Source organism: Cupriavidus sp. FW306-1B-F12B, from assembly GCF_058781795.1.
In genome coordinates this window covers 264,175-287,798 of sequence record NZ_JBYSXC010000001.1, presented here as the reverse complement: position 1 = coordinate 287,798, position 23,624 = coordinate 264,175, and the positions used below count along the sequence as shown (strand labels likewise).

Here is a 23,624-nt window from a genome sequence, read left to right as displayed (position 1 = left end):
CCGAACGGTTTTTCCAGCACAAGGACTCCCGCGAGATGCCACCGGACCGAGACACCCCACCACGGATCAGCGACATCCCTCGCCGCTGGGCCGCCGAGACCCCCGGCCATGTGGCCGTCTTCGAGGAAGGCCGGACCACCACCTACGCGCAGCTGTGGGCGGGCATCGAGGATGCGCAGCGCTACCTGCAAGCGCAGGGCGTGGGCACCGGCGATCGGGTGCTGATCACGGCCGAGAACTGCCTGGCGGTGATCACGCTGGTGTTCGCCTTGTCGGAACTGGGCGCGTGGCCGGTCATCGTCAACGCCCGCCTGTCGGAGCGGGAAATCGAGGTGATCCGCGCCCACTGCCAGCCGAGCCTGATGCTGTTCACCCACGCGGTGTCGCCCGATGCCCTGCGGCACGGCGTGCGCTACCGGGCCAGGGAGATTGTCCCGGCCGGCCTCGGCCCGCTGATGGCGGGCGCTGTCGACGAGGCCGGCGAGCGCGAGCCTGAAGCGCTCGCGCGTGACGTCGCCGCGTTGATCTACACCTCCGGCACCACCGGACAGCCCAAGGGCGTGATGGTCACTCACCGGGGCCTGCTGCACTTTGCGCGCGTCACGGTCGAGTCGCGCCGCATGCAGGCAGACGACTGCGCCTATGCGGTCATGCCGATGTCGCATGTGTTCGGACTCGGGACGCTGCTGGTCTCGACCCTGCAGGCCGGTGCCAGCCTGTACCTGAGCGCGCGCTTCAATGCCGCGGACGTCACCGCCGCGATCCGGCAGGGTGCGATCACGCTGCTGCAGGGCGTGCCGACGATGTTCAACCGCATCCTCGCCCATGTGCGGGCAACGGGAGCGCCCCTGCAGCCGTCGCCGCGGCTGCGCTATCTCTACACCGGCGGCGGGCCGCTTGATCCGACGCTCAAGCACGACGTCGAGGCGATGTTCGGCCAGCCGCTGCACCACGGCTACGGCATGACCGAATATGCGGGGTCGCTGTTCGTGACCCGCATGGACCGGCCGCGCACCGATTGCTCGGCGGGCGAGATCGTCGAAGGCGCGGAACTGCGGGTAGTCGGGCCGGAGGGCAAGCCGGTGCCGCAGGGGGAACCCGGCGAGCTATGGATCAGGGGGCCCGGCGTGATGCGCGGCTACTACCGCGCACCGGACCTGAGCGCCGAGGCCCTGCGGCCCGACGGCTGGCTCAATACTGGCGACATCGGCCGGCTGGACCCCGACGGCGCGCTGTTCATCGTCGGCCGCACCAAGGACCTGATCATCCGCTCGGGCTTCAATGTCTACCCGATCGAAGTCGAATCGGTCATCAACACGCATCCGTCCGTGCGCGTATCGGCCGTCATCGGGCAGCCGACCGCGGACGGCAACGAGGAAGTGATCGCCTTCGTCGAGATCAGGGATGGCGAGAAATTCGACGCGCAGGCGCTGCACGACTACCTGGTCGACCGCCTGTCGCCGTACAAGCGCCCGGAGCGGATCCTGCGCGTGGCCTCGATCCCCACCACGGCCAGCGGCAAGCTGCTCAAGCACCAGCTGCGGCAGATGTTGGCGGACAAGGCCTAGTCCGCCGGCGCCCTCAGTCCTGGCGCCCGAGGCCGTCCTCGACCAGCAGGTCCACCAGCTTGCGCGCGAACAGCGGCAAGGCGCCGAGGTCGGCCACGCATATCTGCAGCTTGCGCTCGGCCCATTCATCGTTGAGCTGGACGATGCGCAGCGCCATCGTCTTCGCATGGCGGCTGGCGGTAGTCTCCGGCAACACGCCGACGCCGACATTGGCCTCGATCATCCGGCAGGCGGTCTCGAAATTGCTGACCTGCACGCGCCAGCGCAGCGTGCGCTGCAGGTCGGTCGCGGCCCGCAACAGGAAATTGTGGATCGCGCTGGCCTCGGGCAGGCCGATGAAGTCGTAGTCCAGCGTATCGATGAAATCCACGCTGCCGCGCTCGGCCAGCGGATGGCTCAGCGCGGTGGCCAGCACCAGGCGGTCGCGCCGGTACGGCATCACCTCCAGCCCTTCCGTGCGCACGTTGCCGGCAATGATGCCGATATCCACCATGCCCTCCTGCACCGCGCGCACGATATCCGGGCTCAGGCGCTCGTGCATGTCGATGGTCACGTCCGGATGGCTGACGAGGTAACTGCGCAGCACCGCCGGCAGGAACTCGCTCATCGCGGTGGTGTTGGCGAACACGCGCACATGGCCTTTCACGCCCGCCGCATATTCCTGCAGATCGCCGCTCAGTTGCTCCAGCTGGCGCAGCACGCGGCGCGCGTGGGCGAGCAGGGTCTCCCCCGCCCCGGTTACCTTCACGCCCTGGCTGCTGCGGCTCAGCAGCTTGACGCCGACGTGTTCCTCGAGGTTCTTGATGCGCGTGCTGGCCGCGGCCAGCGACAGGTGCGAGCGTTGCGCACCGCCGGTCAGGCTCTGGGCCTCCGCAATATGCGTGAACAGTTTCAGGTCGACCAGATCAAAGCGCATGACATCATTCCGCAGCGTAAGGGCGGATTATCTCGCAAAGCGCGGCGCTCAGTACACTCTGGCGGGCGCAATTCGCAGGGGCCGCCACCCTGGCATCCGGGACCTGATCCCGGAAGCTTGCGAACGTCAGGTAGATTCTTGGGAACGAGTCAGGCGACCGAGCGCTGCCGCCGCGCTGCGCGCGCCACCGCCAACCGGCTGGCAGCTTCCATCGATAAGCCGAAGCGGTCGTAGAAAGCGCAGTCCAGATCACTGCTGGCTGGCCAGCCGACGCGCCGCCGGGCATCGCCAATGCCGGCATCACCGGCCATGACCTCGAACAGCAACCGCATCAGCCGTTGCGTGCGGCACAGCTCGGTGAGCGCCGTGCCCTGAGAAAACAGCATGCGGCGCAGCTGTGCCGTGGACATGCCCAGCCGTTCCGCGATAAACGCAGCATTCCAGGCGTAATGGGGTTGCAGGAAGACCCGCTTGCAGATGCGGTGGTGCAGGCATTCCTGCTGCGCCGCGGGGATCATGCGCTGGATTTCGAGGGTGCACGCGGCCGGCTGAGCGCTGCTGCCATCCAGGTGCAGCGCAAAGGTTTCAAACGGTTCGATGGTGAGCTGCTGGCCCGGCAGCAGCAGACGCTCATAGCCGCGGCGCCTGAGCACCAGCCTGCCGTGGGCCGCAGAGACCGCCAGCGGGAAGGCCAGCAACAGCCGCTGCAGGCTGACGTGCATGTGGGACTGCAGATGGACGTGCATGGTGGCTCGGGATGCGGACAGGATCAGACTGCATGATCGCCGCTAATCGGATTGCCCGCCTCTGCCATTTCCGAATGCACCGTTCACCGCCACCCCGTGGCCGTTCGTGTACGATGGACTCCCGCACTGCCGGGGTGCTTGCACCCTCTCCCGCCTGCGGGAGAGGGTGGGGCTTCATGTGCGAAACCGGAATTGACTGGACTACATACCGGTTTGCTGGACTGCTCGCGCCGCTTGGCAACATACCGCCTGCCGGATCAGAAGCCCGTTGCGCCAACCCGCGCCAGTGCTGACTTTCTCGTGCATGCCAGAGGGAACGCCGGTTCCGGCGTATCCCCCCGTCAACGTGTACGGGTTCACCTAGCTAGACCCCCTCACCCCGGCCCTCTCCCCATGAGGGGAGAGGGAGAACATCTTGCTTAGGCTAGTTCGGGCGGCTTTGGCGCACCCAAAACTGTTGGCAATCTGTCTGGGTGCTCCCCCGCTTGGGGGAGAGATCACCGCACGCAGGCCATGCCGACTTGCTCGAAGATCACGCGGTGAACGGCAGGCTGCGATGCCGCTTGCCGGTGAGCGCCGCGACGGCATTAGCCAGTGCCGGTGCGATCGGCGGCACCGCGGTCTCGCCAATGCCGGTCGGCGGATCGGCCGACGGCACGATGTGCACCGCGATCTGCGGCGGCGTGTCCGCATGCGTGGCCAGCCGGTAGTCGTTCCAGTTGCCTTGCTGGACCACGCCATCCTTCAGCGTGATCTGCGCTCCGGGCAGCGTGGTACCCAGCCCCATCATCATGCCGCCCTGGACCTGCGCCTCGACCGTGCGCGGATTGATCGGCATGTTGCAGTGGACGGCCGCGGTGACCCGGTGCACCACCGGCTGGTTGCCACGCATCGAGGCCTCGACGATGTAGGCGACCACGGTGTCGAACGATTCATGCACCGCCACGCCCCAGGCACGCCCGGCCGCGAGGCGCCGCTTGCCGTAGCCCGAGCGCTCGACCGCCAGGTCCAGCGCCGCCAGGTGACGCTTGTGCTCACGCAGCAGCGTGCGGCGGTACGCCACCGGATCGATCCCGCCGGCGCGCGCCAGTTCATCGACCAGGGTCTCCATCACATAGGCCGTGTGCGTGTGCCCCACCGAGCGCCACCACAGCACCGGCACGTTGACCTTGGGATGATGGATCTCGAGCGCGATCGGGAACGGATAAGGGCTGTCGCTCACGCCCTCGACCATGGTCGAGTCGACCCCGTTCTTCACGGTGAAGGACTCGAACGGAGTGCCGCTGGTGATGGACTGGCCGACGATCACGTGCTTCCAGGCCAGCACCTTGCCCTTGCCGTCGTGGCCGATCTCAACGCGGTGCAGGTGCATCGGGCGGTAGTAGCCGCCGCGCACGTCGTCTTCGCGTGTCCAGATCATCTTGATCGGCTCGCGCCGGCCCGCCGCATGGCGCGCCTTGGCCACCTGCGCGGCCTCGAACAGGTAGTCGGAGGTGGGCACGGCACGCCGGCCGAAGCCGCCGCCGGCCATCATGGTGTTGAATGTCACCTGTTCCGGCTTCAGACCGAGCACGGCTGCGACGTTGGCCTGGTCGACGGTCTGGAACTGCGAGCCGGCCCACACTGTGCATTGGTTGCCGCGGAAGTCGATGGTGCAGTTGAGCGGCTCCATCGGCGTGTGCGCCAGGTAGGGGAAGACATACTCGGCGGTGAGCTTGTGTGGCGCGGTGGCAAGCGCCGAAGTGTCCGCCGCCTTGGCCTGCACGCCGGGCCGGGCCGCCAGCTCGCGGTAGCGCGCCAGCAGCGCATCGCTGTCCGGCTTCTCGACGCCGCTGGTGTCCCATTCCACCTGCAGCACCTCGCGCGCCGTGCGCGCGGGCCAGAAGCCATTGGCCACGATCGCCAACCCGGTCGCGCCGCCGGCCAGCGGCACCTGGTAGACCTCTTCCACGCCGGCGATGGCCCTGGCACGCGCGGGGTCGAAGCGCGCGACCATGGCGCCGAACACGGGCGGATGCACCATGACCACGGTGCGCGTGCCGGGCAGCGCCGTGTCGATGCCGAACTGCTGCCTGCCGGTGGACTTGTCGCGCGCATCGAGCCGGCCGGTGGGCTTGCCGATCAGCCTGAACTGCTGCGGCGACTTCAGCTGCACGCTCGCCGGCACCGGCTCGGCCAGCGCTGCGGCAGCCAACTCGCCGTATGTGGCCCGGCGGCCGTCGGGCGCGGTCACCACGCCGGCCTCGGCCTTCAGCTGCCCGGCCGGCACCCCGAAGCGCCCGGCGGCCGCCCCGAGCAGCATGGCGCGCATGCGCGCGCCGACCTCGCGATACTGCGTCCACGAGTTCTTCATGCTGGTCGAGCCGCCGACCATCTGGATATGGAACACCGGGTCCTTATAGGCCTCGCCGGCCGGGGCCAGCTGGCAGCGCACCTTGCTCCAGTCCGCGTCCAGTTCCTCGGCCACCAGCATCGGCAGTGCCGTCTGCACGCCCTGCCCGAACTCAAGCTTGCCGATCGTGACCATCACCGTGCCGTCGGCATCGATACTGACGAAGGCCGATGGCTGCACCGGCGCCTTGGGCTGCGCCGCCGCCTCCGTCTGCGCGCCAAGCGGAACGGCACAGAGCGCGAAGCCCGAGCCGAAGCTCAGTTTCAGGAAGGTCCGCCGGTCGATGCCGCCGCTTGCCTGCTGCATGAGTCTCATGGCATCTCCTCAGCCGATCGCCTTGGCTGCATCCTTGACCGCGGCATGGATGCGCGCATAGGTGCCGCAGCGGCACAGGTTGGCGCTCATGGCCCGTTCGATGTCGGCATCGGTCGGGCGTTGGTTGACCTTGAGCAGCGCCACCGCCGACATCACCTGGCCGCTCTGGCAATAGCCGCACTGCGTGACGTCGTTGCGCACCCAGGCCTCTTCGACCGCGCGCCCGACCCGGTCCTCGCCGATGCCCTCGATGGTGGTGAGCTGCCGGCCGGCGATGGAGGACACCGGCGTCACGCACGCGCGGCGCTGCTGGCCATCGACATGTACCGTGCATGCGCCGCATACCGCGATGCCGCAGCCGAACTTGGTGCCGGTCAGCCCCAGCGTGTCGCGCAGTACCCACAGCACCGGCGTGTCGCCGGGCACGTCGACCTGCTGGGTCTTGCCGTTCAGTTGAAAGGAAATCATGGCTGGCTCCCGTTGCTGGTGCCCTTCGTCTGGGTCAAGGCGCCTGATCCGGCGATGGCGCGCAGGTTCTTCAGCAAGGCTTCATCGGCGGCGGCGCGTGTAGGCCCCGCAGAGGTGCGCAACGGCTCGCGCGTATCGCATGGCGCGCCATTGCGTATCCACTGGCGCACCTGCTCGTCGAACGCGGGCTTGTCCAGCGGCGGCAATTCACGCCCCGGCCCCGGTTGCCAGCCCCAAGCCACCAGGTGGTCGGTCACCATGTGTTCTTCGAGCATTGCCAGCGAACGGCCGCCATTGGTCCTGGTGTCGCGGAAGACCTTGCATAGGGCCGGCCCGGACAGGCCCAGCCATGACATCTTCATCTTCGCCGGCGGCATGTGCCAGCCTGGCTGGCCATTGGTATCCAGCCCGGGCGGCGCATGCGCGAGCGGGCTGTTCTGGGTGCCATGGCAGGTGGCGCATTGCAGCGGCGGCACGCCCTTGCCGTCAGTGCCTCGCTGCACCGGTGGAAAATGCACACGTTTCGCATCGCCCTGCAGCGGGCCGTCCGGCACGTGGCAATTCAGGCAGCGGGCATGCAGCAGCACACGCTCGATCTGCGCGAAGGCCTGCAGCCCGACGTTGCGGTCTGGCGTGCCGGACACCTGGGTGGGCTGGAAGGATCCGCCGGGACCGGCAGCAAAGGCAAGCACCGGAAGCGTCAGCACAGACCCCGCCAAATGCTGGCGAAGAGCGGCGGCGAGAGGGTTGCGGGCGTCATGCTTCATGGGGCCTCCTCCTTCACCGTCGTCGGCGTGCTAGATCGTTGTAGTGCCTGATGCGATCCCTGGCAAGACGAAACGGCAGGAGAGGCTCCAGGCGCCCGGGTCGGCAAGCAGCACTTTTGCGGGATGGTCACCAGGGCTGCAATGTCGCAATGAAGTTCTATGATGCAGAATCATGCAGACGAAGCGCACTGCCGATCGAAGGCATGGCGCGCTCCGATCAAACGGCCTGTGATGCATATGGACCAAGATTCGCGACAAGACGCCTCTGATGGATCGGTGATGTTCGCGGACGTCTGCGACAGCACCAGGCTCTACGAGCAGGCCGGCGATGCGGTGGCGCTTGGCGCAATCCGCCAGTGCCTGGCGCTGATGAAGTCCCACTCCGCGGCCGCGCAAGGCCGGGTCGTCAAGACCATCGGTGACGAAATCATGGTGCTGTTTCCCGCCGCGGAGAATGCGATGCGGGCGGCACTGGACATGCAGGAGGCCGTCGCCGGGCTGCCGCCGATCATAGGCGCTCCGCTGGCGATCCATATCGGCTTTCACCATGGCCCGATCCTGTCGGACGAATCCGGCGACCTGTTCGGCGACACCGTCAACCTTGCCGCCCGACTGGCCAGCCTGGCTTCGCGGGGCCAGATCATCACCAGCAAGAACGCGGTGGAGCAGCTCTCAGCAGGGCTGCGCCAGATGACACGCTACCTGTATCCGATACAGGTACGCGGCAAGCACCAGGTGATCGAGCTGTACGAAGCGATCTGGCAGCAGAGCATCGACCTGACCCTGGTGGCCCCGGTGGATCTTGCATTGGCCCGCTCGGCACTGCTTTCGCTACGATATCGGGAAACCGTCTTCGAAATGAACACTGCCTCACCGCCTGTCACCATCGGCCGGGACACGACCATGAGCATCGTTGTCACGGACCGGCAGGTTTCGAGATTCCAGGCCACGGTGGAGCCGCGCGGCGGCCGCTTTGTCCTGATCGACAGAAGTTCGAACGGCACCCACGTGAAGATCGATGGCGAAGGCGCGCTGATCCTGCGCCGTGACGAAATCACGCTCAGGGGTCATGGCTGGATTACCTTTGCCCAGCCAAAAGAATGCATCGACGAGGGTATCGAGTTCTTTGTCGACGAGAAGTGATGCCGGCAGGAAGAAAGCCGCACGGCCGCAACCCATCCGGAGCAGGTCGCGGCCGCGCGTGGCTGCTTACCCTCCCAGTTCCTGGAAGGCGTGACCGTTGGCTTCCAGACCCTTCAACATGCCGGGTGGCAGTGCGCTCTCAGGAACCGTCCCTTCAAGTTGCCACTCCTTTGCGTCGGCGAGGTCCTGAAGTCCTTCGCCCTTGCGCACATAGAGCCCCAGCGTCGGTTTCAGCAGATTGATGTAAAAGTCGTACTCCTGCATTTGCGAACCTCCCACGAAAATCGTGATTGCCCTGGCTCTTGCGCTCAAGCGCTGGAGTCTCCTGCTGCGACGGTGCTGTCCGCCTTCCTGGGTGCAGCGCCCTTGGCCGTCGCTTTACCTGCCTTCGGCTTCTTGACGGCTTCCATCCTTCTGAAGACTACGGCTTCGCTTGCCTTGTCGTAGCCAAGCTCGACGCTGTCGCCTGATTTCAGCTTGTCACCGAGAATCTCCTTGGCCAGCCCGGTCTCGACCGACTGGCGGATCTGCCGCCGCAGCTCCCGCGCACCGAACTCAGGCTGGTATCCCGCCTCCACCAGGTGCTCGACCAGCTCATCGTCGGGCTTGACCGTGATGTCCTGCGCGGCGGCGGTGCGCACCACGCGCTCCAGCTGGATCTGCACGATCGCGCGGATGTTGTCGCGCGACAGCGCATGGAACACGATGATGTCGTCGATACGGTTCAGGAACTCGGGTCGGAAGTGTCCTTTCAGCACCTTCATCAGCGCCTCGCGCAAGTCCTTCTCAGGCATGCGCTTGTCCTCGGGCTGCTCCAGGTTGTCCATGATGATCGGCGCGCCCAGGTTGCTGGTGGCGATGATGACGGTGTTGCTGAAGTCCACCACGCGGCCCTTGCCGTCGGTCAAGCGGCCGTCGTCGAAGACCTGCAGCAGCACGTTGTTCACGTCCGGGTGGGCCTTCTCGATTTCATCCAGCAGGATCACGCTATAGGGCTTGCGCCGCACGCGCTCGGTCAGCTGCCCGCCTTCATCGTAGCCGACATAGCCCGGGGGCGCACCGATCAGCCGGGCCACCGCATGGCGCTCCATGTACTCGGACATGTCAATGCGGATGATGGCCTGCTCGTCGCCGAACACGGTTTCCGCCAGCGCCTTGGCCAGCTCGGTCTTGCCGACGCCGGTCGGCCCGAGGAAGAGGAAGGTCGCGATCGGGCGGTTGGCCTGCCCCAGGCCCGCACGCGACAGGCGCACCGCATCGCTGACCGCGACCACCGCGTCGTCCTGCCCCACCACCCGCTCGCGCAGCCGCGCTTCCATTTTCAGCAGCTTCTGGCGCTCTTCCTGGGTCAGGTCGGTCACCGGGATGCCGGTCAGGCGCGACACCACTTCGGCAATGGCCGCAACCGTCACCTCCAGGGTCTCCGATCCGGTCTTGCGCTGCCAGGCCTCGGTCAGCTCATCAAGCCGCTTCTGCTTGTCGGTGATGCGGTCCTCGAAGCCCTTGGCCTCGTCAAAGCGCTTGCGCGACGACGCATAGTCCTGCTCGCGCTTGAGCTGGGCGATCTCGGCCTCCAGTTCCTGGATATCGGCGGGACGCGAGGTGGCGCCGATGCGCACGCGCGCCGCGGCCTGGTCGATCAGGTCGATGGCCTTGTCCGGCAGGAAGCGCGCGGTGATATAGCGGTCCGACAGTTCCGCCGCGGCCACAAAGGCATCGTCGGCAAAGGTGACCTGGTGGTGCACCTCAAGCTTGTCGCGCAGGCCGCGCAGGATGACGATGGTCTGCTCGACGGTTGGCTCCGGCACCAGCACCGGCTGGAAGCGCCGCTCCAGCGCCGCGTCTTTCTCGATGTACTTCTGGTATTCGTTCAGCGTGGTGGCGCCGATCAGGCTCAGTTCGCCGCGTGCCAGCGCGGGCTTGAGCACGTTGGCGATATCGAGCCCGCCCTCGCCGCCGCCCTGCCCCGCGCCGACGATGGTGTGCAGTTCATCGATAAACAGGATCAGTTCGTCGTTCTTGGCGGTCACCTCGTCAATCAGCTGCTTGGCACGCTCCTCGAACTCGCCGCGGTATTTGGCCCCGGCCACCATCGAATTGATATTCACCTCGACCAGGCGCTTGCCACGCAGCACCTCCGGCACGTCGCCATTGACGATGCGCTGCGCCAGCCCTTCCACGATCGCGGTCTTGCCCACGCCCGGCTCGCCGATCAGCACCGGGTTGTTCTTCTTGCGCCGCGCCAGCACCTCGATCGTGCTCTCGATCTCCTGCGCTCGGCCCAGCACCGGATCGAGCTTGCCCTGCCGCGCAATCGCGGTCAGGTCGCGCCCGAACTTGTCGAGCGTGGGCGTGCCGGTGGGCGTATCGACGCGGCCATCCTCGGCGCCCTTGCCGACCACCTTCACCACCTTCTGGCGCAGTGCCTCGGGGGTGACGCCATACTTCTTGAGCAGCGTCCCGGCGATGCTTTCCGGGACCGAGGCCAGGCCGATCAGCAGGTGCTCGGGGCCAACGTAGGAATGCCCGAGGTCGCGCGAGGCCTGGAAGGCATACTGGAAGGCTTTCTTCAGCCGCGGCGAGATCGTCATCCGGTCGATGGCCGCGTCAGGCCCGGCGGCTCCGGTCTGCGCGTGCTCGTCGATATAGCCCTTGATGTCCTGCGGCGAGAGCTTGAGTTCCTTGATCAGCGCCGTGCAGACATCGGTATCGGCGAGCACGTAGAGAAGGTGCTCGGTGTCGAGCTCATTGCGCCGCAGCTCGTGCGCCTTCTCCGCGGCACGCTGCAGCAGTTCCATGGTCTGCTCGCTGAAGGCATCGGTGGGATCGACGGATTCGCGCGGGACTTCGGTGGAGAATCCGGGATGCTCGTCGTCATTCATCCCGCCTCCCATCCCCCGGAAGAAGCGGGACAGGCCGCCCCCACCCAGCAGGGAATCGAACGGGTTGAGCATGTCCTGGTGGCGCAGCAGCTGCCGGTAGTCGTAGTCGCAGATCGACATGGTCTTGCGCTCGCCGTCCTGAACCACGGTCACCCGCGCCACGGCGGGACGTGCGTTGCAGATTTCGCAAAGGGTCGGCATGATGGACTTTCCTCCACAGGTAGGTCGCATTGCTTCAACAGAGGGCCGTTGCGCGCGCTCAGGGCCGCGCGCAACGGCGCTGGAAAGCGGGCATGAGCCGTGCTTACGTGATGGTGGGCTGGCCTGCCATTACGTCACCTCCGAACGCACCACGCGCACGGGCACTGACTTGTAGGACGGGGTGCCGCTGTCCTCGTCGATGTAGTCGAGCGGCACCAGCCTGTTTGCTTCGGGATAGTAGGCAGCGACGGAGCCGGGTGCAATTTCGTACTCGATCGCAGTGATCTTCTCGAAACGCAGCTGCCGGCCCGCTGCGATGGTCTCGATGTCGACCAGGTCGCTATGCTCCAGGCCGCGCGCGGCCAGGTCGGCCGGGTTCATGAACAGCACGTCGCGCCGCCCGAACACGCCCCGGTAGCGGTCGTCCATGGCATAGATGGTGGTGTTGTACTGGTCATGGCTGCGGATGGTCACCAGCCGCAGGACATCGTCGGCAAGGACTTGCTTGTCTTCGTGCAGCCCCTTGAACACGTAGAACTCGGCCTTGCCCGACGGCGTTTCCCATTTGCGCTCGGTTGGCGGCAAGGGCATGCGGAATCCGCCAGGGACCCGCACGCGCGTGTTGAAGTCCTCAAAGCCGGGCACCGTCTTCTCGATCAGATCGCGGATCCTGTCGTAGTCGGCAACCAGTTCCAGCCATGGCACCTTGCTCTCAGGCAGGGTCGCGGTGGCAATGCCCGCCACGATGGCCGGCTCGGAGCGCAGGAACTCGGACGCCGGCCCGAGCTTGCCGGCCGAGGCATGCACCATCGACATCGAATCCTCCACCGTCACCGATTGCGGCCCGGTCTCCTGCACATCCAGTTCGGTGCGGCCCAGGCAAGGCAGCACATAGGTCTCCCTGGCCACCAGCAGGTGCGTACGGTTGAGCTTGGTCCCGACATGCACGCTCAGGTCGAGCTTGCCCATGGCGGGGAAGCACTGCTCGGGATCGGGCAAGGCGACCGCGAAATTCCCGCCCAGGCAGAACAGTGCCCTGGACTTGCCATCGATCATCGCCTGCATCGCGTTGACGGCATCGTGCCCGTGTCCGGCAGGCGGGCTGAAGCCGAAGGTGTCCTCGATCCGCTGCAGGAAACCGGCGGACGGCTTCTCGGTAATGCCGACAGTGCGGTTCCCCTGGACATTGGAGTGGCCGCGCAACGGGCAGATGCCGGCGCCGGGCTTGCCGAAGTTGCCGCGCAGCATCAGCAGGTCGCACAGCAGGCGCACATTGGCCGTGCCTTCGTTGTGCTGGGTCACGCCCATGCCGTAGGTGACGATGGTGGCATTCGACTTGGCATAGGCCGCCGCCACCAGTTCCAGGTCCGCACGGGTCAGCCCACTGGTCTTTTCAATATCCGCCCATTCGGTCGACCGCAGATCGTCGGCCAGCCCCTCGAAGCCCTCGGTGTGGACCGCGATGAAGTCGTGGTCCAGCACATTGCCCTGGCGGGCTTCCAGGTCCAGCAGCGCCTTCATCACCCCCTTGATGGCGGCGGCGTCGCCACCGGCGCGGACCAGGAAGTAGGACGACGCAATCCGGGTGGAACCATAGGTGGCCATCTCCACCATGTTCTGCGGGTCGGCAAAGCGCTCGAGCGCCCGTTCGCGCAGCGGGTTGAACACCAGGATCGGCACCTTGCGGCGCGACGCCTCATGCAGCGTCCCCATCATGCGCGGGTGGTTGGTGCCCGGGTTGTGGCCGATCGAAATGATCAGCTCGCAGGTGTCAAAGTCTTCCAGCGACACCGTGCCCTTGCCGATGCCGATCGAGCGCGGCAAGCCCACGCTGGTGGGCTCGTGGCACATGTTCGAGCAGTCGGGGAAGTTGTTCGTGCCATACTCGCGCGCGAACAGCTGGTACAGGTAGGCGGCTTCGTTGGAAGCCCGGCCCGAGGTATAGAACTCGACCTGGTCGGGCGATAGCCCGCGCAGGATTTCGCCGATGCGGGCGAACGCAGCCTCCCACTCCACCGCGCGGAAGGTGTCGGTGGCGCGGTCGTAGACCAGCGGATGCGTCAGCCGGCCAAAGTCTTCGAGCTCATAGTCGGTCCGGTTCAACAGCGACGACACCGTATTGGCTGCAAAGAACTCGGGAGGCACCCGTTTGGTGGTTGCCTCCCACGTCACGGCCTTGGCGCCGTTCTCGCAGAACTGGAAGGTCGACCGGTGCTCCTTGTCGGGCCATGCGCAGCCGGGGCAATCGAAGCCGTCGGGCTGGTTGGTCCGCATCAGCGTGATCGGCGCCCTGACGGTATCCATCTGCGTGCGGATCGCCGTGGCGGTTGCCTTCAGCGCCCCCCAGCCGCCGGCGGGACCGTCGTACTTCCTGATACCGGGCACTTCGCGTCGATTGGCCATGTTTGCTCCTTGTGCCGCGCCAGGTTGCTGGTGACGGCGTTGGGGTTAGTCACGCGAACAACTCCTGCTGCCGGTTTGCTCCCCTCGCCCGCTTGCGGGAGAGGGGAGCGTGTGCCTGGGCTCGTGGTGCTGCAGATGCGCCTTCAGGAATAGAGCTTCGCCACCCGCTCCAGCGGCACCGGCTTGATCCGCGAGGCCTGCCCTGCGCAGCCGAAGGCCTCGAAGCGCAGCTTGACCACGCTTCTCGCCCCTTTCTTGGCCGCCAGCAGCGCCTTGCGCGGATCGAACTCGCTACGGTCGTCGGACAAGGACTTGCGGATCGCCCCGGTCATGGCCAGGCGGATGTCCGTGTCGATATTCACCTTGCGCACCCCCATCTTGATGCCGCGCAGGATCTCCTCGACCGGCACGCCGTAGGTCTCCTTGATGTCGCCGCCGTACTGGCGGATGATCTCCAGCCATTCCTGCGGCACCGAACTCGAGCCGTGCATCACCAGGTGGGTGTCAGGAATCTGCTCGTGGATCTCGCGGATGCGGTCCATCGCCAGGATGTCCCCGGTGGGCTTGCGCGAGAACTTGTAGGCGCCGTGGCTGGTGCCGATGGCGATCGCCAGCGCATCCACGCCGGTGCGGGCGACGAAGTCGCGCGCCTGGGCCGGGTCGGTCAGCATCATGTCGTGCGACAGCGTGCCCGCCGCGCCCACGCCGTCCTCTTCGCCGGCCTGGCCGGTTTCGAGCGAGCCCAGGCAGCCCAGTTCACCCTCCACCGACACGCCGATCGCATGCGCCATCTCGCATACGCGCCGCGTGACGTCGACGTTGTAGTCGTAGTCGGAGGGGGTCTTCATGTCTTCGCGCAGCGAGCCATCCATCATCACGCTGGTGAAGCCGGAGCGGATCGAGGCCTGGCAGATCGCCGGGCTGGAGCCGTGGTCCTGGTGCAGCACGATGGGGATGTCCGGATGGGTCTCGGCCGCGGCCAGCACCATATGGCGCAGGTAAGCCTCGCCGGCGTACTTGCGCGCGCCGGCCGAGGCCTGCAGGATGACCGGGCTGTCGGTTTCCTGGGCCGCTTCCATGATGGCGTGGATCTGTTCCAGGTTGTTGACGTTGAAGGCCGGCACGCCGTAGCCGAACTCTCCCGCGTGGTCCAGCAGCTGGCGCAAGGAAATGAGTGCCATGATGAAGCTCCTTTACTGATTGCAGAATCGGTGAGGTCGGGTTCAGGCAGCGGCGCGCTGTGCCAGCACGGCCAGCGCGGGCAGCGTCTTGCCCTCCAGGAATTCCAGGAACGCGCCCCCGCCCGTGGAGATATAGCCCACGCGATCGGCGATGCGGTACTTGGCAATCGCGGCCAGCGTGTCGCCGCCGCCGGCGATCGAGAACGCCTTCGATTCGGCGATGGCCTGGGCCAGCACCCTGGTGCCGTTGCCGAACTGGTCGAACTCGAACACGCCCACCGGACCGTTCCAGACGATGGTGCCGGCGGCCTTCAGTTGCTCGGCCAGCATCGCTGCCGTCTTCGGGCCGATGTCCAGGATCATGTCATCGTCGGCCACGTCCTTGACGTCCTTCACGGTAGCCTCGGCGGTGGCGCTGAACTCCTTGGCGCACACCACGTCGACCGGGATCGGCACCGAGGCGCTGCGGGCAGCCATGATGTCGATGATGGCTCTGGCATCGGCCAGCAGGTCAGGCTCTGCCAGCGACTTGCCGATCTTCAGGCCGGCGGCCAGCATGAAGGTATTGGCAATGCCGCCGCCGACGATCAGGTTGTCGACCTTGTCGGCCAGCGACTTCAGGATGGTCAGCTTGGTCGAGACCTTGGAGCCGGCCACGATTGCCACCAGCGGGCGCGCCGGCTGGCCCAGCGCCTTGCCCAGCGCATCGATCTCGGCGGCCAGCAGCGGGCCGGCGCAGGCAATGGGGGCGTATCTGGCGATGCCATGCGTGGTCGCCTCGGCGCGGTGGGCGGTGCCGAACGCGTCGTTGACGTATACATCGCACAGCGCCGCCATCTTCTGCGCCAGATCGTCGCTGTTCTTCTTCTCGCCCGTGTTCATGCGGCAGTTTTCCAGCAGCACCACCTGCCCGGGCGGTACCTGGAAACCGCCCTCGGTCCAGCCGGACAAGAGCGGCACCTGGCGGCCCAGCAGTTCAGACAGGCGGCGGCCCACCGGCGCCAGGCTGTGGCGCGGGTCGGGCGCTCCCTCCTGCGGCCGGCCCAGGTGCGAGGTGACCATCACCGCGGCGCCCGCCTGCAGGCAGGCCGCGATGGCAGGCACGGAAGCACGGATGCGGGTATCGTCGGTGATAGCACCCGCTGCATCCTGCGGGACGTTGAGGTCGGCGCGGATAAAGACCCGCTTGCCAGCCAGTCCACCGGCTGCAAGCAGTGCGGCCAGCGTGTGCGGCGCCGCCGCGGGTTTCGGTTGCGGGTTCGTAGCATGGGATAGGCTCATCATGGCAACCTGCTAGCGTGCGTGGGCCAGCGCCACCGCGGTGTCCAGCATGCGGTTGGAGAAGCCCCATTCGTTGTCATACCAGGCCGACACCTTGACCAGCGTGCCGTTGACCTTGGTCAGGGTGGCGTCGAAGGTGGACGACGCCGGGTTGTGGTTGAAGTCCACCGAGACCAGCGGCGCGGTGTTGTAGTCCAGGATGCCCTTGAGCTCGCCTTCGGCGGCGGCCTTCAGGATGCCGTTCACTTCCTCGACGGTGGTCGGCCGCGCCGCCACGAAGGACAGGTCGACCAGCGACACATTGATGGTCGGCACGCGCACGGCAAAGCCGTCCAGCCGGCCGTCCAGCTCAGGCATCACCAGCCCGACCGCGGCGGCGGCGCCGGTCTTGGTCGGGATCATCGACATGGTGGCCGAGCGCGCCCGGCGCAGGTCTTCGTGGTAGACGTCGGTCAGCACCTGGTCGTTGGTATAGGAGTGCACGGTGGTCATCAGGCCGTTCACCACGCCCAGCTTCTCGTGCAGCGGCTTGACCAGCGGCGCCAGGCAGTTGGTGGTGCACGAGGCGTTGGAGATCACCGTGTCGGTCGCCTTCAGCACGCCGTGATTGACGCCGTAGACGATGGTGGCGTCCACGTCCTTGCCGCCGGGGGCGGAGATGATCACCTTCTTCGCGCCGCCCTTCAGGTGGGCCGATGCCTTTTCCTTGCTGGTGAAGAGCCCGGTGCATTCCATCACCACGTCCACGCCCAGCTCGCCCCACGGCAGCTCGGCCGGGTTGCGCTGCGCCAGCACGCGGATGCGGTCGCCGTTGACGCGGAAGGCATCGCCGTCGACCGAGACCTCGCCCGGGAAGCGCCCATGGACGGTGTCGTACTGGGTCAGGTGCGCATTGGTGGCCGCGTTGCCGAGGTCGTTGATGGCGACGATCTCGATATCGTGCCGCTTGCCGCCTTCATAGTGGGCGCGCAGCACATTGCGGCCGATGCGTCCGTAGCCGTTGATGGCAACCTTGATAGTCATGCTGTCTCCTTTACTTGTCTTGGTATCCTTGCCGGTCGCGCTGGCGCGCCGGCGCAACATCAGGCGGCTGGGGCCAGCCGCGCCGGCGTCAGCAGCGCCGGCAACGCCTCCAGCGAATCGAGCAACGCGTCGGCGCCCAGCGCCGCGGGTCCGCCGGGGCCGGCGTAGCCATAGCGCACCAGGCAGACCGGGATGCCGGCCGCGCGCGCCGCCGCCACGTCCACCGCCGAATCCCCCACCAGCACGCCCTGCGCCGGATCGACGTCGAGCAGGTTGCAGGCGTGGCGCAGCGGTTCGGGGTCCGGTTTCATCTGCGCGATCGAGTCGCCCGCCACCAGCACTTCCAGGTACTGCGACAACCCGGTCAGCGCCAGCAGCGGCACGGCCAGCGCGCGCGGCTTGTTGGTGACGCAGGCAAGCCGGTAGCCTTGCCGCCTGAGCACCTCCAGTCCTGCCGCCACGCCCGGAAACACCGATCCGAGGCGGCCATTGGTCTCGGCATAGTGGCGGTGGAACATCGCCACGGCTTCGGCAGCCTCAACCTGCGCTGCAAGCCCTCCGGTCTCGAGCACGCGCCGCACCAGGTTGGGCACGCCGCGGCCGATGAAGCCGGCCACGGTGTCGAACGGCAATGCCGGGGTGCCGAGGTCGGCCAGCATGCGGTTGGCGGCCTCGACAATGTCGGGCGCGCTGTCGACCAGCGTGCCGTCCAGGTCGATCAGCACCGCGGTGCAGGGCATGGATACGGTAGTCATCACGCTTCCTCCAGCAGCACGCGCGCGGCCGCCGCGACATGCGCCGGGGTCAGGCCGAAGTGCTGGTACAGCGCCTCGGCCGGCGCGGATTCGCCGAAGGTGTCGATGCCCAGCGCCAGGCCCTGCTCGCCCACCACGCCGCGCCAGAACCAGGTGCCGCCCGCCTCCACGCTGACGCGCGGCAGGCCTGGTGGCAGCACGGTGTCGCGGTACGCCACGTCCTGCGCGTAGAACAGCTCCACGCAGGGCATGGACACCACGCGCGCGGCGATGCCGGCATCGGCCAGGTCCAGCGCCGCGCGCATGGCGATTTCCACCTCGGAGCCAGTGGCAATCAGCACCACGCGCGGCGCCGGCACATCGCGCAACACATAGCCGCCGCGCGCAATCTCCGCGCGCTGGGCCGGATTGCGCTCGAACGGCATCAGCGCCTGCCGCGACAGCACCAGGCAGCTCGGGCCATCCTCGCGCCGCAGCGCGGCCAGCCACGCGTACGCGGTCTCGGCGCCGTCGCAGGGACGCCAGACCTGGTTGTTGGGGATCAGCCGCAGGCTGGCGGCATGCTCCACCGGCTGGTGAGTGGGACCGTCCTCGCCGAGTCCGATCGAGTCATGGGTCAGCACGTGGACCACGCGCAGGCGCATCAGCGCCGCCATGCGGATGGCATTGCGCGAATAGTCCGAGAAGGTCATGAAGGTGCCGCCGTAGGGAATCAGCCCCCCATGCAGCGCAACGCCGTTCATCGCGGCGGCCATGCCGAACTCGCGCACGCCGTAGCTCACGTAGTTGCCATGCCCGGCATGGTTGACCCAGACCGACGCCTTGACATTGGTCAGGTTGGACCCGGTCAGGTCGGCCGAGCCGCCCAGCAGCTCGGGCAAGGCGGGCGTGAGCGCCTCCAGGCACAGCTGCGATGCCTTGCGCGTGGCGATCTTGCCTTGCAGCGGCGACGGCGCATCCAGCAATGCCATCAGCTCCGCATCGAAGCCTTCCGGCAGGCGGCCATCGGAACGGCGCAGGAATTCTTCGGCCAGTTCCGGATGTGCCGCGCGATAGCTGGCGAAGCGCGCCTCCCATTCGGCTTCGCGCGCGGCGCCTTGCGCGCGCGCGTCCCAGGCATCGGCCACGTCCGCCGGCACTGTGAAAGGCTCGGCTTCCCAGCCCAGCGCCGTGCGCATGGCGGCGATTTCCGGCGCGCCCAGCGGGGCGCCATGCACATCGTGCCCGCCGGCCTTGGCCGGCGCGCCCTTGCCGATCACGGTGCGGCAGCAGATCAGCGTGGGCCGGTCGCCCTCTGCCTTGGCCTCGTGCAGCGCAGCGTCGATGGCCTGCACATCGTGCCCGTCGACGGCGATCACATGCCAGCCGTAGGCGGCAAAGCGCTTCGGGGTGTCGTCGGCAAACCAGCCGGCGACCTCGCCGTCGATGGAGATGCCGTTGTCGTCGTACAGGCAGATCAGCTTGCCCAGCCTGAGCGTGCCCGCCAGCGAGCAGGCCTCGTGGCTGAGGCCTTCCATCAGGCAGCCATCGCCAAGGAAGACGTAGGTGTGGTGGTCGACGATGTCGAAGCCGGGCCGGTTGAAGGTGGCGGCCAGCAGCTTCTCCGCCAGCGCCATGCCGACGGCATTGGCCAGGCCCTGCCCCAGCGGCCCGGTGGTGGTTTCCACGCCCGGCGTCACGCCAAGCTCCGGATGGCCGGGCGTGGCCGCGTGCAGCTGGCGGAACTGGCGCAGCTGCGACATCGGCAGGTCGTAGCCGGTCAGGTGCAGCAGTGCGTACTGCAGCATGGAGGCATGGCCGTTGGACAGCACGAAGCGGTCACGGTCGGGCCAGGCCGGGTTGGCCGGGTTGTGGCGCAGGTGGCGCCGCCACAGGGCTTCGGCCATCTCGGCCATGCCCATGGGTGCGCCGGGGTGGCCGGACCTGGCCTGCTCCACCGCGTCGGCGGCCAGGAAGCGCAGCGCATTGGCACAGCGCGCTGCGGAGTCGATGCGTTCTGGTGCGTTCATTCAGAAGATCCTCGAGAGTCGGCGTTTCACGGTCGAGCCCTTACAGCGCGGCGCGCTTGCGGCGCTCCATCATGCGCAGCACAAAGGGCGTGAAGATCAGCTGCATGGCCAGTTCCATCTTGCCGCCGGGCACCACGATGGTGTTGGCGCGCGACATGAAGGAGTCGTGGATCATGCTGAGCAGGTACTGGAAGTCGATCCCCTTCGGGTTGGCAAAGCGGATCACCACCATGCTTTCATCGGGCGCGGGGATTTCGCGCGAGATAAAGGGGTTGGACGTATCCACGCACGGCACGCGCTGGAAGTTCACATGCGTGCGCGAGAACTGCGGGCAGATGTAGTTCACGTAGTCCGGCATGCGGCGCAGGATGGTGTCGGTCACGGCCTCGGTGGAATAGCCGCGCTGCTTCTTGTCGCGCCAGAGCTTCTGGATCCATTCCAGGTTGATGACCGGCACCACGCCGATCAGCAGGTTGGGATACTGGGCGACATTGACCGCGTCGGTGACCACCCCGCCGTGCAGGCCTTCGTAGAACAGCAGGTCGGTATCGGCCGGCAACGGCTCCCACTGGGTGAAGGTGCCGGGTTCCTGCCCGAACGGCGCGGCCTCCTCCGGGCTATGCAGGTAGTGCCGGTGCATGCCCGTGCCGGTTTCGGCGTAGGAGCGGAACAGGCTCTCCAGCTCGGAGAACAGGTTGTTCTCCGCGCCGAAGTGGCTGAAGTTCATATTGCCGGTGCGCTCGGCCTCGGCCATCTTGACCTTCATCTCGGCGCGGTCGTAGCGGTGGAAGCTGTCGCCTTCGATCACCACTGACTTCACGCCTTCGCGGCGGAAGATGTTCTCGAAGGTACGGGTCACCGACGTGGTACCGGCGCCCGAGGAGCCGGTGATGGCGATAATGGGATAACGTTCTGACATGGCCAGGCACCTCAGGCAGACGCGCGGAACAGGCTGCGCTCGTTGAACAGGGGACTCGGAAGGTCGGGATCGGTCTGGTCGGTGTGGTAGCCCTCGATCCGTTCCACTTCATTGCGCGAGCCGAAGATCACGCCGATGCGCTGGTGCAGCGCGCCCGGCGCCACCGACATCAGCGTCTGCCGGCCCGTGCTGGCGCGCCCGCCGGCCTGCTCCATCAGGAAGGCGATCGGATTGGCCTCGTACAGCAGGCGCAGGCGGCCCGGCTTGGCGGGATCCTTGGAGTCGCGCGGGTACATGAAGACGCCGCCACGCATCAGGATGCGGTGCGCCTCGGCCACCATCGACGCGATCCAGCGCATATTGAAATCCTTGCCGCGCGGCCCGCTCTTGCCGGCCATGCACTCGGCGATATAGCGCTGCACCGGCGCTTCCCAGAAGCGGCTGTTCGACGCATTGATGGCAAATTCCTGGGTATCGGCCGGCACCCGCAGGTTGGGGTGCGTCAGGAAGAACTCGCCCAGGTTGGGGTCGAGCGTGAAGCCGTTGACGCCGTTGCCCACGGTCAGCACCAGCATGGTGGTGGGACCGTAGAGCGCGTAGCCTGCCGCCACCTGGGCGCTGCCGGGCTGCAGGAAATCCTGCTCGGTGACGCCGCTTGCACCCTCCGGGGCGCGCAGCACCGAGAAGATGCTGCCCACCGAGACATTGACGTCGATGTTGGACGAGCCGTCGAGCGGATCGAACACCAGCAGGTACTTGCCGCGCGGGTAGTGTTCCGGGATCTGGTAAGGCGCCTCCATCTCCTCCGACGCCATGCCGGCCAGGTACCCGCCCCACTCGTTGACGCGCAGGAAGGTGGTATTGCTCAGCACGTCCAGCTTCTGCTGGATTTCACCCTGCACGTTGACGGCCCCTGCTTCACCAGCTTGATTGCTGGCCTTGCCGTGCAAGCCCCCCAGCGCGCCGAAGGCAACCGCGCGCGCAATTTCCTTGCAGGCCATGGCGACGTTGAGGATCAGGCCGTTGAAGCCGCCGCTGGCATCCGGATAGCGGCGGCGTTCCTCGATCAGGAACTGCGTCAGGGTCATCCTTTGGACTTCAGGCATGACAGGTCTCCTATAGATTGGCTATGTGTTCTTGTGTGGTGCCGGTGCGTGCGGGCTACGTGATCGTGGCGGCCTCGCGCAAGCGGTGCAGGATGCTCGAGTAGCCGCCGTCGGCATCGGGCGCGCCGAACACGGCGCTGCCGGCGACGAAGGTGTCGGCGCCCGCGCGCGCGATCGCGGCAATGTTGTCGGCCTTGACGCCGCCGTCGATCTCCAGCCAGACCGGCCGCCCGCCGGCTTCCACCTGCCGGTCGATGCGCGCGCGTGCCTGGCGCACCTTGTCCAGCACGCCCGGAATGAAGGCCTGGCCGCCAAAGCCCGGGTTCACGCTCATCAGCAGCACCAGGTCGAGCTGGTCCAGCGTATGGTCCAGCCAGCCCAGCGGCGTGGCCGGGTTGAGCACCAGGCCGGCCTTGCAGCCGTGGTCGCGGATCAGGCCGATGGTGCGGTCGACATGGCGGCTCGCCTCCGGGTGGAAGCTGATGATGTTGGCGCCGGCCTTGGCAAACAGCGGGATCAACGCATCGACCGGTTCCACCATCAGGTGCACGTCGATGGGGATGGAGACCAGCGGCCGGATCGCCTCGCACACCAGCGGGCCGATGGTCAGGTTGGGCACATAGTGGTTGTCCATCACATCGAAGTGCACCAGGTCCGCGCCGCCGGCCTCGATCGCGCACACCTCTTCGCCCAGGCGCGCGAAATCGGCCGACAGGATGGACGGCGCCAGCCGGATGCCGCGCTGGCTGCCATGGCCGGTGTTGGGTTCAGTGGCATGCATGTCAGGTCGCCTCGATCAGGGTGCCGTGGTGCCAGGCGCGCAACGCGGCAAGGTCGGCCCAGCGGTTTGCCGCGCCGGGCACGTGCTGGGGCATGGGCTCGCCGGGATCGCCAAGATGCGGCAGCACCAGCAGCGCGCCCTCGAAGGAGTCCTGCGCGCTGAATGCGGTGGGCGTGACCACGGTGGGGATGCCGGCCGCCCGGGCGGCGCGCAGGCCGTTCGCCGAGTCCTCGACCGCCAGGCAGTCACCGCCTTCCAGGCCGAGCCGCTCCAGCACCGCCAGATAGACATCGGGCGCCGGCTTCTTGATGGGCGTGGTACCGGCGTCGCCAATGGCGGCAAAGCGACGGCGCCAGTCCGCGCCAAGCGGCGCCTGCAGCAGCGCGTCGAGGTTGGCCGGCGTGGTGGTGGTGGCAATCGCGAGCGGCAGCCGGGCCTCGCCGGCCTCGTCGATCAGGCGGGCAATGCCCGGGCGCAGCGGCAGGCCGCCCGCCCCGACGCGCTCGGCATAGTGGCGGGTCTTGATGGCGTGCACGGCGTCGATGGTTTCCTTCACCTTGCAGCCACGGGCCTCTTCCGGGTCGACCATGCGCCAGTAATGCATCAGGCGCTCCTTGCCGCCGGCCACCTTGAGCAGGCGCGTGTAGAGCGGCGCGTCCCAGTACCAGTCCAGGCCGACCTCGGCAAAGGCGGCATTGAAGGCTTGCAGGTGCGCGCTTTCGGTATCGGCCAGCGTGCCGTCGACATCGAAAATCAGGGCTTGCATGG

19 protein-coding genes are annotated in these 23,624 nt (G+C 67.1%); 2 read left to right on the top strand and 17 right to left on the bottom strand.

All coding sequences use genetic code 11. The annotated features are described in order from the left end of the window. The first annotated feature begins 35 nt into the window (after positions 1–35). Positions 36–1,568 (top strand): class I adenylate-forming enzyme family protein, encoded by a 1,533-nt coding sequence (locus AC3WLE_RS01240; protein ID WP_492317052.1) that lies wholly within the window; start codon positions 36–38, stop codon positions 1,566–1,568. Between the two features lie 13 nt (positions 1,569–1,581). Here the strand turns inward: AC3WLE_RS01240 and AC3WLE_RS01235 are convergent, their stop codons facing one another. From AC3WLE_RS01235 to AC3WLE_RS01215, 5 genes are all read right to left on the bottom strand, one after another. Beyond that, on the bottom strand, positions 1,582–2,484 hold the full coding sequence (locus AC3WLE_RS01235) for a LysR family transcriptional regulator (RefSeq protein ID WP_011617192.1): 903 nt from the start codon (positions 2,482–2,484) through the stop codon (positions 1,582–1,584). Positions 2,485–2,633: 149 nt separating this feature from the next. Further along, the gene (locus AC3WLE_RS01230) at positions 2,634–3,230 is read right to left on the bottom strand and encodes a helix-turn-helix transcriptional regulator (RefSeq protein WP_492317051.1); all 597 of its coding nucleotides are present in this window, start codon (positions 3,228–3,230) and stop codon (positions 2,634–2,636) included. Positions 3,231–3,762: 532 nt separating this feature from the next. Further along, positions 3,763–5,937: a xanthine dehydrogenase family protein molybdopterin-binding subunit gene (locus AC3WLE_RS01225; RefSeq protein ID WP_492363560.1), complete on the bottom strand. Its 2,175-nt coding sequence runs from the start codon at positions 5,935–5,937 to the stop codon at positions 3,763–3,765. 9 nt (positions 5,938–5,946) lie between these two features. Next, positions 5,947–6,405, bottom strand: a complete 459-nt coding sequence (locus AC3WLE_RS01220; protein ID WP_492340435.1) for a (2Fe-2S)-binding protein — start codon at positions 6,403–6,405, stop codon at positions 5,947–5,949. Beyond that, the gene (locus AC3WLE_RS01215; protein ID WP_492317048.1) at positions 6,402–7,172 is read right to left on the bottom strand and encodes a hypothetical protein; all 771 of its coding nucleotides are present in this window, start codon (positions 7,170–7,172) and stop codon (positions 6,402–6,404) included. The genes AC3WLE_RS01220 and AC3WLE_RS01215 overlap by 4 nt, the downstream gene beginning before the upstream one ends. Positions 7,173–7,409: 237 nt before the next feature. Between AC3WLE_RS01215 and AC3WLE_RS01210 the strand changes: the two genes are divergently transcribed. Next, the gene (locus AC3WLE_RS01210) at positions 7,410–8,315 is read left to right on the top strand and encodes an adenylate/guanylate cyclase domain-containing protein (protein WP_492317181.1); all 906 of its coding nucleotides are present in this window, start codon (positions 7,410–7,412) and stop codon (positions 8,313–8,315) included. A gap of 66 nt (positions 8,316–8,381) precedes the next feature. Here AC3WLE_RS01210 and AC3WLE_RS01205 read toward each other — a convergent pair whose 3' ends face one another. The 12 genes from AC3WLE_RS01205 to AC3WLE_RS01150 all read right to left on the bottom strand — a co-directional run bounded on the left by AC3WLE_RS01205 (position 8,382) and on the right by AC3WLE_RS01150 (position 23,622). Beyond that, entirely contained in the window at positions 8,382–8,579 is a 198-nt protein-coding gene (locus tag AC3WLE_RS01205; protein ID WP_010809303.1) for a hypothetical protein, read from the bottom strand. 44 nt (positions 8,580–8,623) lie between these two features. Then, entirely contained in the window at positions 8,624–11,398 is a 2,775-nt protein-coding gene (locus AC3WLE_RS01200) for an ATP-dependent Clp protease ATP-binding subunit (RefSeq protein WP_492355778.1), read from the bottom strand. Positions 11,399–11,527: 129 nt separating this feature from the next. Continuing rightward, the gene (locus AC3WLE_RS01195; protein WP_492355777.1) at positions 11,528–13,801 is read right to left on the bottom strand and encodes an FdhF/YdeP family oxidoreductase; all 2,274 of its coding nucleotides are present in this window, start codon (positions 13,799–13,801) and stop codon (positions 11,528–11,530) included. 143 nt (positions 13,802–13,944) lie between these two features. Next, positions 13,945–14,982: a class II fructose-bisphosphate aldolase gene (fba, locus tag AC3WLE_RS01190; protein WP_479942420.1), complete on the bottom strand. Its 1,038-nt coding sequence runs from the start codon at positions 14,980–14,982 to the stop codon at positions 13,945–13,947. Positions 14,983–15,024: 42 nt separating this feature from the next. Next, a complete protein-coding gene (locus tag AC3WLE_RS01185) occupies positions 15,025–16,266 on the bottom strand; it encodes a phosphoglycerate kinase (protein WP_492351312.1) in 1,242 nt (413 codons plus the stop codon). 9 nt (positions 16,267–16,275) lie between these two features. Further along, positions 16,276–17,286, bottom strand: a complete 1,011-nt coding sequence (gap, locus tag AC3WLE_RS01180) for a type I glyceraldehyde-3-phosphate dehydrogenase (RefSeq protein WP_114133664.1) — start codon at positions 17,284–17,286, stop codon at positions 16,276–16,278. 59 nt (positions 17,287–17,345) lie between these two features. Further along, entirely contained in the window at positions 17,346–18,041 is a 696-nt protein-coding gene (gene gph, locus AC3WLE_RS01175) for a phosphoglycolate phosphatase (RefSeq protein WP_492317044.1), read from the bottom strand. Continuing rightward, positions 18,041–20,050: a transketolase gene (tkt, locus tag AC3WLE_RS01170; RefSeq protein ID WP_492355776.1), complete on the bottom strand. Its 2,010-nt coding sequence runs from the start codon at positions 20,048–20,050 to the stop codon at positions 18,041–18,043. Before tkt ends, gph begins: the two co-directional genes overlap by 1 nt. 40 nt (positions 20,051–20,090) lie before the next feature. After that, positions 20,091–20,969: a phosphoribulokinase gene (locus AC3WLE_RS01165; RefSeq protein ID WP_492317042.1), complete on the bottom strand. Its 879-nt coding sequence runs from the start codon at positions 20,967–20,969 to the stop codon at positions 20,091–20,093. 11 nt (positions 20,970–20,980) lie between these two features. Continuing rightward, positions 20,981–22,075 carry a class 1 fructose-bisphosphatase gene (locus tag AC3WLE_RS01160; RefSeq protein WP_492317041.1) on the bottom strand — a complete coding sequence of 365 codons (1,095 nt, stop codon included), beginning with the start codon at positions 22,073–22,075 and terminating at the stop codon, positions 20,981–20,983. 55 nt (positions 22,076–22,130) lie between these two features. Continuing rightward, positions 22,131–22,856 carry a ribulose-phosphate 3-epimerase gene (gene rpe / locus AC3WLE_RS01155; RefSeq protein WP_492317040.1) on the bottom strand — a complete coding sequence of 242 codons (726 nt, stop codon included), beginning with the start codon at positions 22,854–22,856 and terminating at the stop codon, positions 22,131–22,133. Between the two features lies 1 nt (position 22,857). After that, positions 22,858–23,622, bottom strand: a complete 765-nt coding sequence (locus AC3WLE_RS01150; RefSeq protein ID WP_492355775.1) for an HAD family hydrolase — start codon at positions 23,620–23,622, stop codon at positions 22,858–22,860. Between the last annotated feature and the right edge of the window lie 2 nt (positions 23,623–23,624).

What these genes read in the sequence shown, in the direction of transcription:
- AC3WLE_RS01210 (WP_492317181.1), top strand. Translation starts at nt 7,410, where the DNA reads ATGGACCAAGATTCGCGACAAGACGCCTCTGATGGATCGGTGATGTTC.
- AC3WLE_RS01205 (WP_010809303.1), bottom strand. Translation starts at nt 8,579, where the DNA reads ATGCAGGAGTACGACTTTTACATCAATCTGCTGAAACCGACGCTGGGG.
- fba (WP_479942420.1), bottom strand. Translation starts at nt 14,982, where the DNA reads ATGGCACTCATTTCCTTGCGCCAGCTGCTGGACCACGCGGGAGAGTTC.
- AC3WLE_RS01225 (WP_492363560.1), bottom strand. Translation starts at nt 5,937, where the DNA reads ATGAGACTCATGCAGCAGGCAAGCGGCGGCATCGACCGGCGGACCTTC.
- AC3WLE_RS01200 (WP_492355778.1), bottom strand. Translation starts at nt 11,398, where the DNA reads ATGCCGACCCTTTGCGAAATCTGCAACGCACGTCCCGCCGTGGCGCGG.
- rpe (WP_492317040.1), bottom strand. Translation starts at nt 22,856, where the DNA reads ATGCATGCCACTGAACCCAACACCGGCCATGGCAGCCAGCGCGGCATC.
- AC3WLE_RS01185 (WP_492351312.1), bottom strand. Translation starts at nt 16,266, where the DNA reads ATGATGAGCCTATCCCATGCTACGAACCCGCAACCGAAACCCGCGGCG.
- AC3WLE_RS01215 (WP_492317048.1), bottom strand. Translation starts at nt 7,172, where the DNA reads ATGAAGCATGACGCCCGCAACCCTCTCGCCGCCGCTCTTCGCCAGCAT.
- AC3WLE_RS01230 (WP_492317051.1), bottom strand. Translation starts at nt 3,230, where the DNA reads ATGCACGTCCATCTGCAGTCCCACATGCACGTCAGCCTGCAGCGGCTG.
- gph (WP_492317044.1), bottom strand. Translation starts at nt 18,041, where the DNA reads ATGACTACCGTATCCATGCCCTGCACCGCGGTGCTGATCGACCTGGAC.
- gap (WP_114133664.1), bottom strand. Translation starts at nt 17,286, where the DNA reads ATGACTATCAAGGTTGCCATCAACGGCTACGGACGCATCGGCCGCAAT.
- AC3WLE_RS01160 (WP_492317041.1), bottom strand. Translation starts at nt 22,075, where the DNA reads ATGCCTGAAGTCCAAAGGATGACCCTGACGCAGTTCCTGATCGAGGAA.
- tkt (WP_492355776.1), bottom strand. Translation starts at nt 20,050, where the DNA reads ATGAACGCACCAGAACGCATCGACTCCGCAGCGCGCTGTGCCAATGCG.
- AC3WLE_RS01240 (WP_492317052.1), top strand. Translation starts at nt 36, where the DNA reads ATGCCACCGGACCGAGACACCCCACCACGGATCAGCGACATCCCTCGC.
- AC3WLE_RS01165 (WP_492317042.1), bottom strand. Translation starts at nt 20,969, where the DNA reads ATGTCAGAACGTTATCCCATTATCGCCATCACCGGCTCCTCGGGCGCC.
- AC3WLE_RS01195 (WP_492355777.1), bottom strand. Translation starts at nt 13,801, where the DNA reads ATGGCCAATCGACGCGAAGTGCCCGGTATCAGGAAGTACGACGGTCCC.
- AC3WLE_RS01235 (WP_011617192.1), bottom strand. Translation starts at nt 2,484, where the DNA reads ATGCGCTTTGATCTGGTCGACCTGAAACTGTTCACGCATATTGCGGAG.
- AC3WLE_RS01150 (WP_492355775.1), bottom strand. Translation starts at nt 23,622, where the DNA reads ATGCAAGCCCTGATTTTCGATGTCGACGGCACGCTGGCCGATACCGAA.
- AC3WLE_RS01220 (WP_492340435.1), bottom strand. Translation starts at nt 6,405, where the DNA reads ATGATTTCCTTTCAACTGAACGGCAAGACCCAGCAGGTCGACGTGCCC.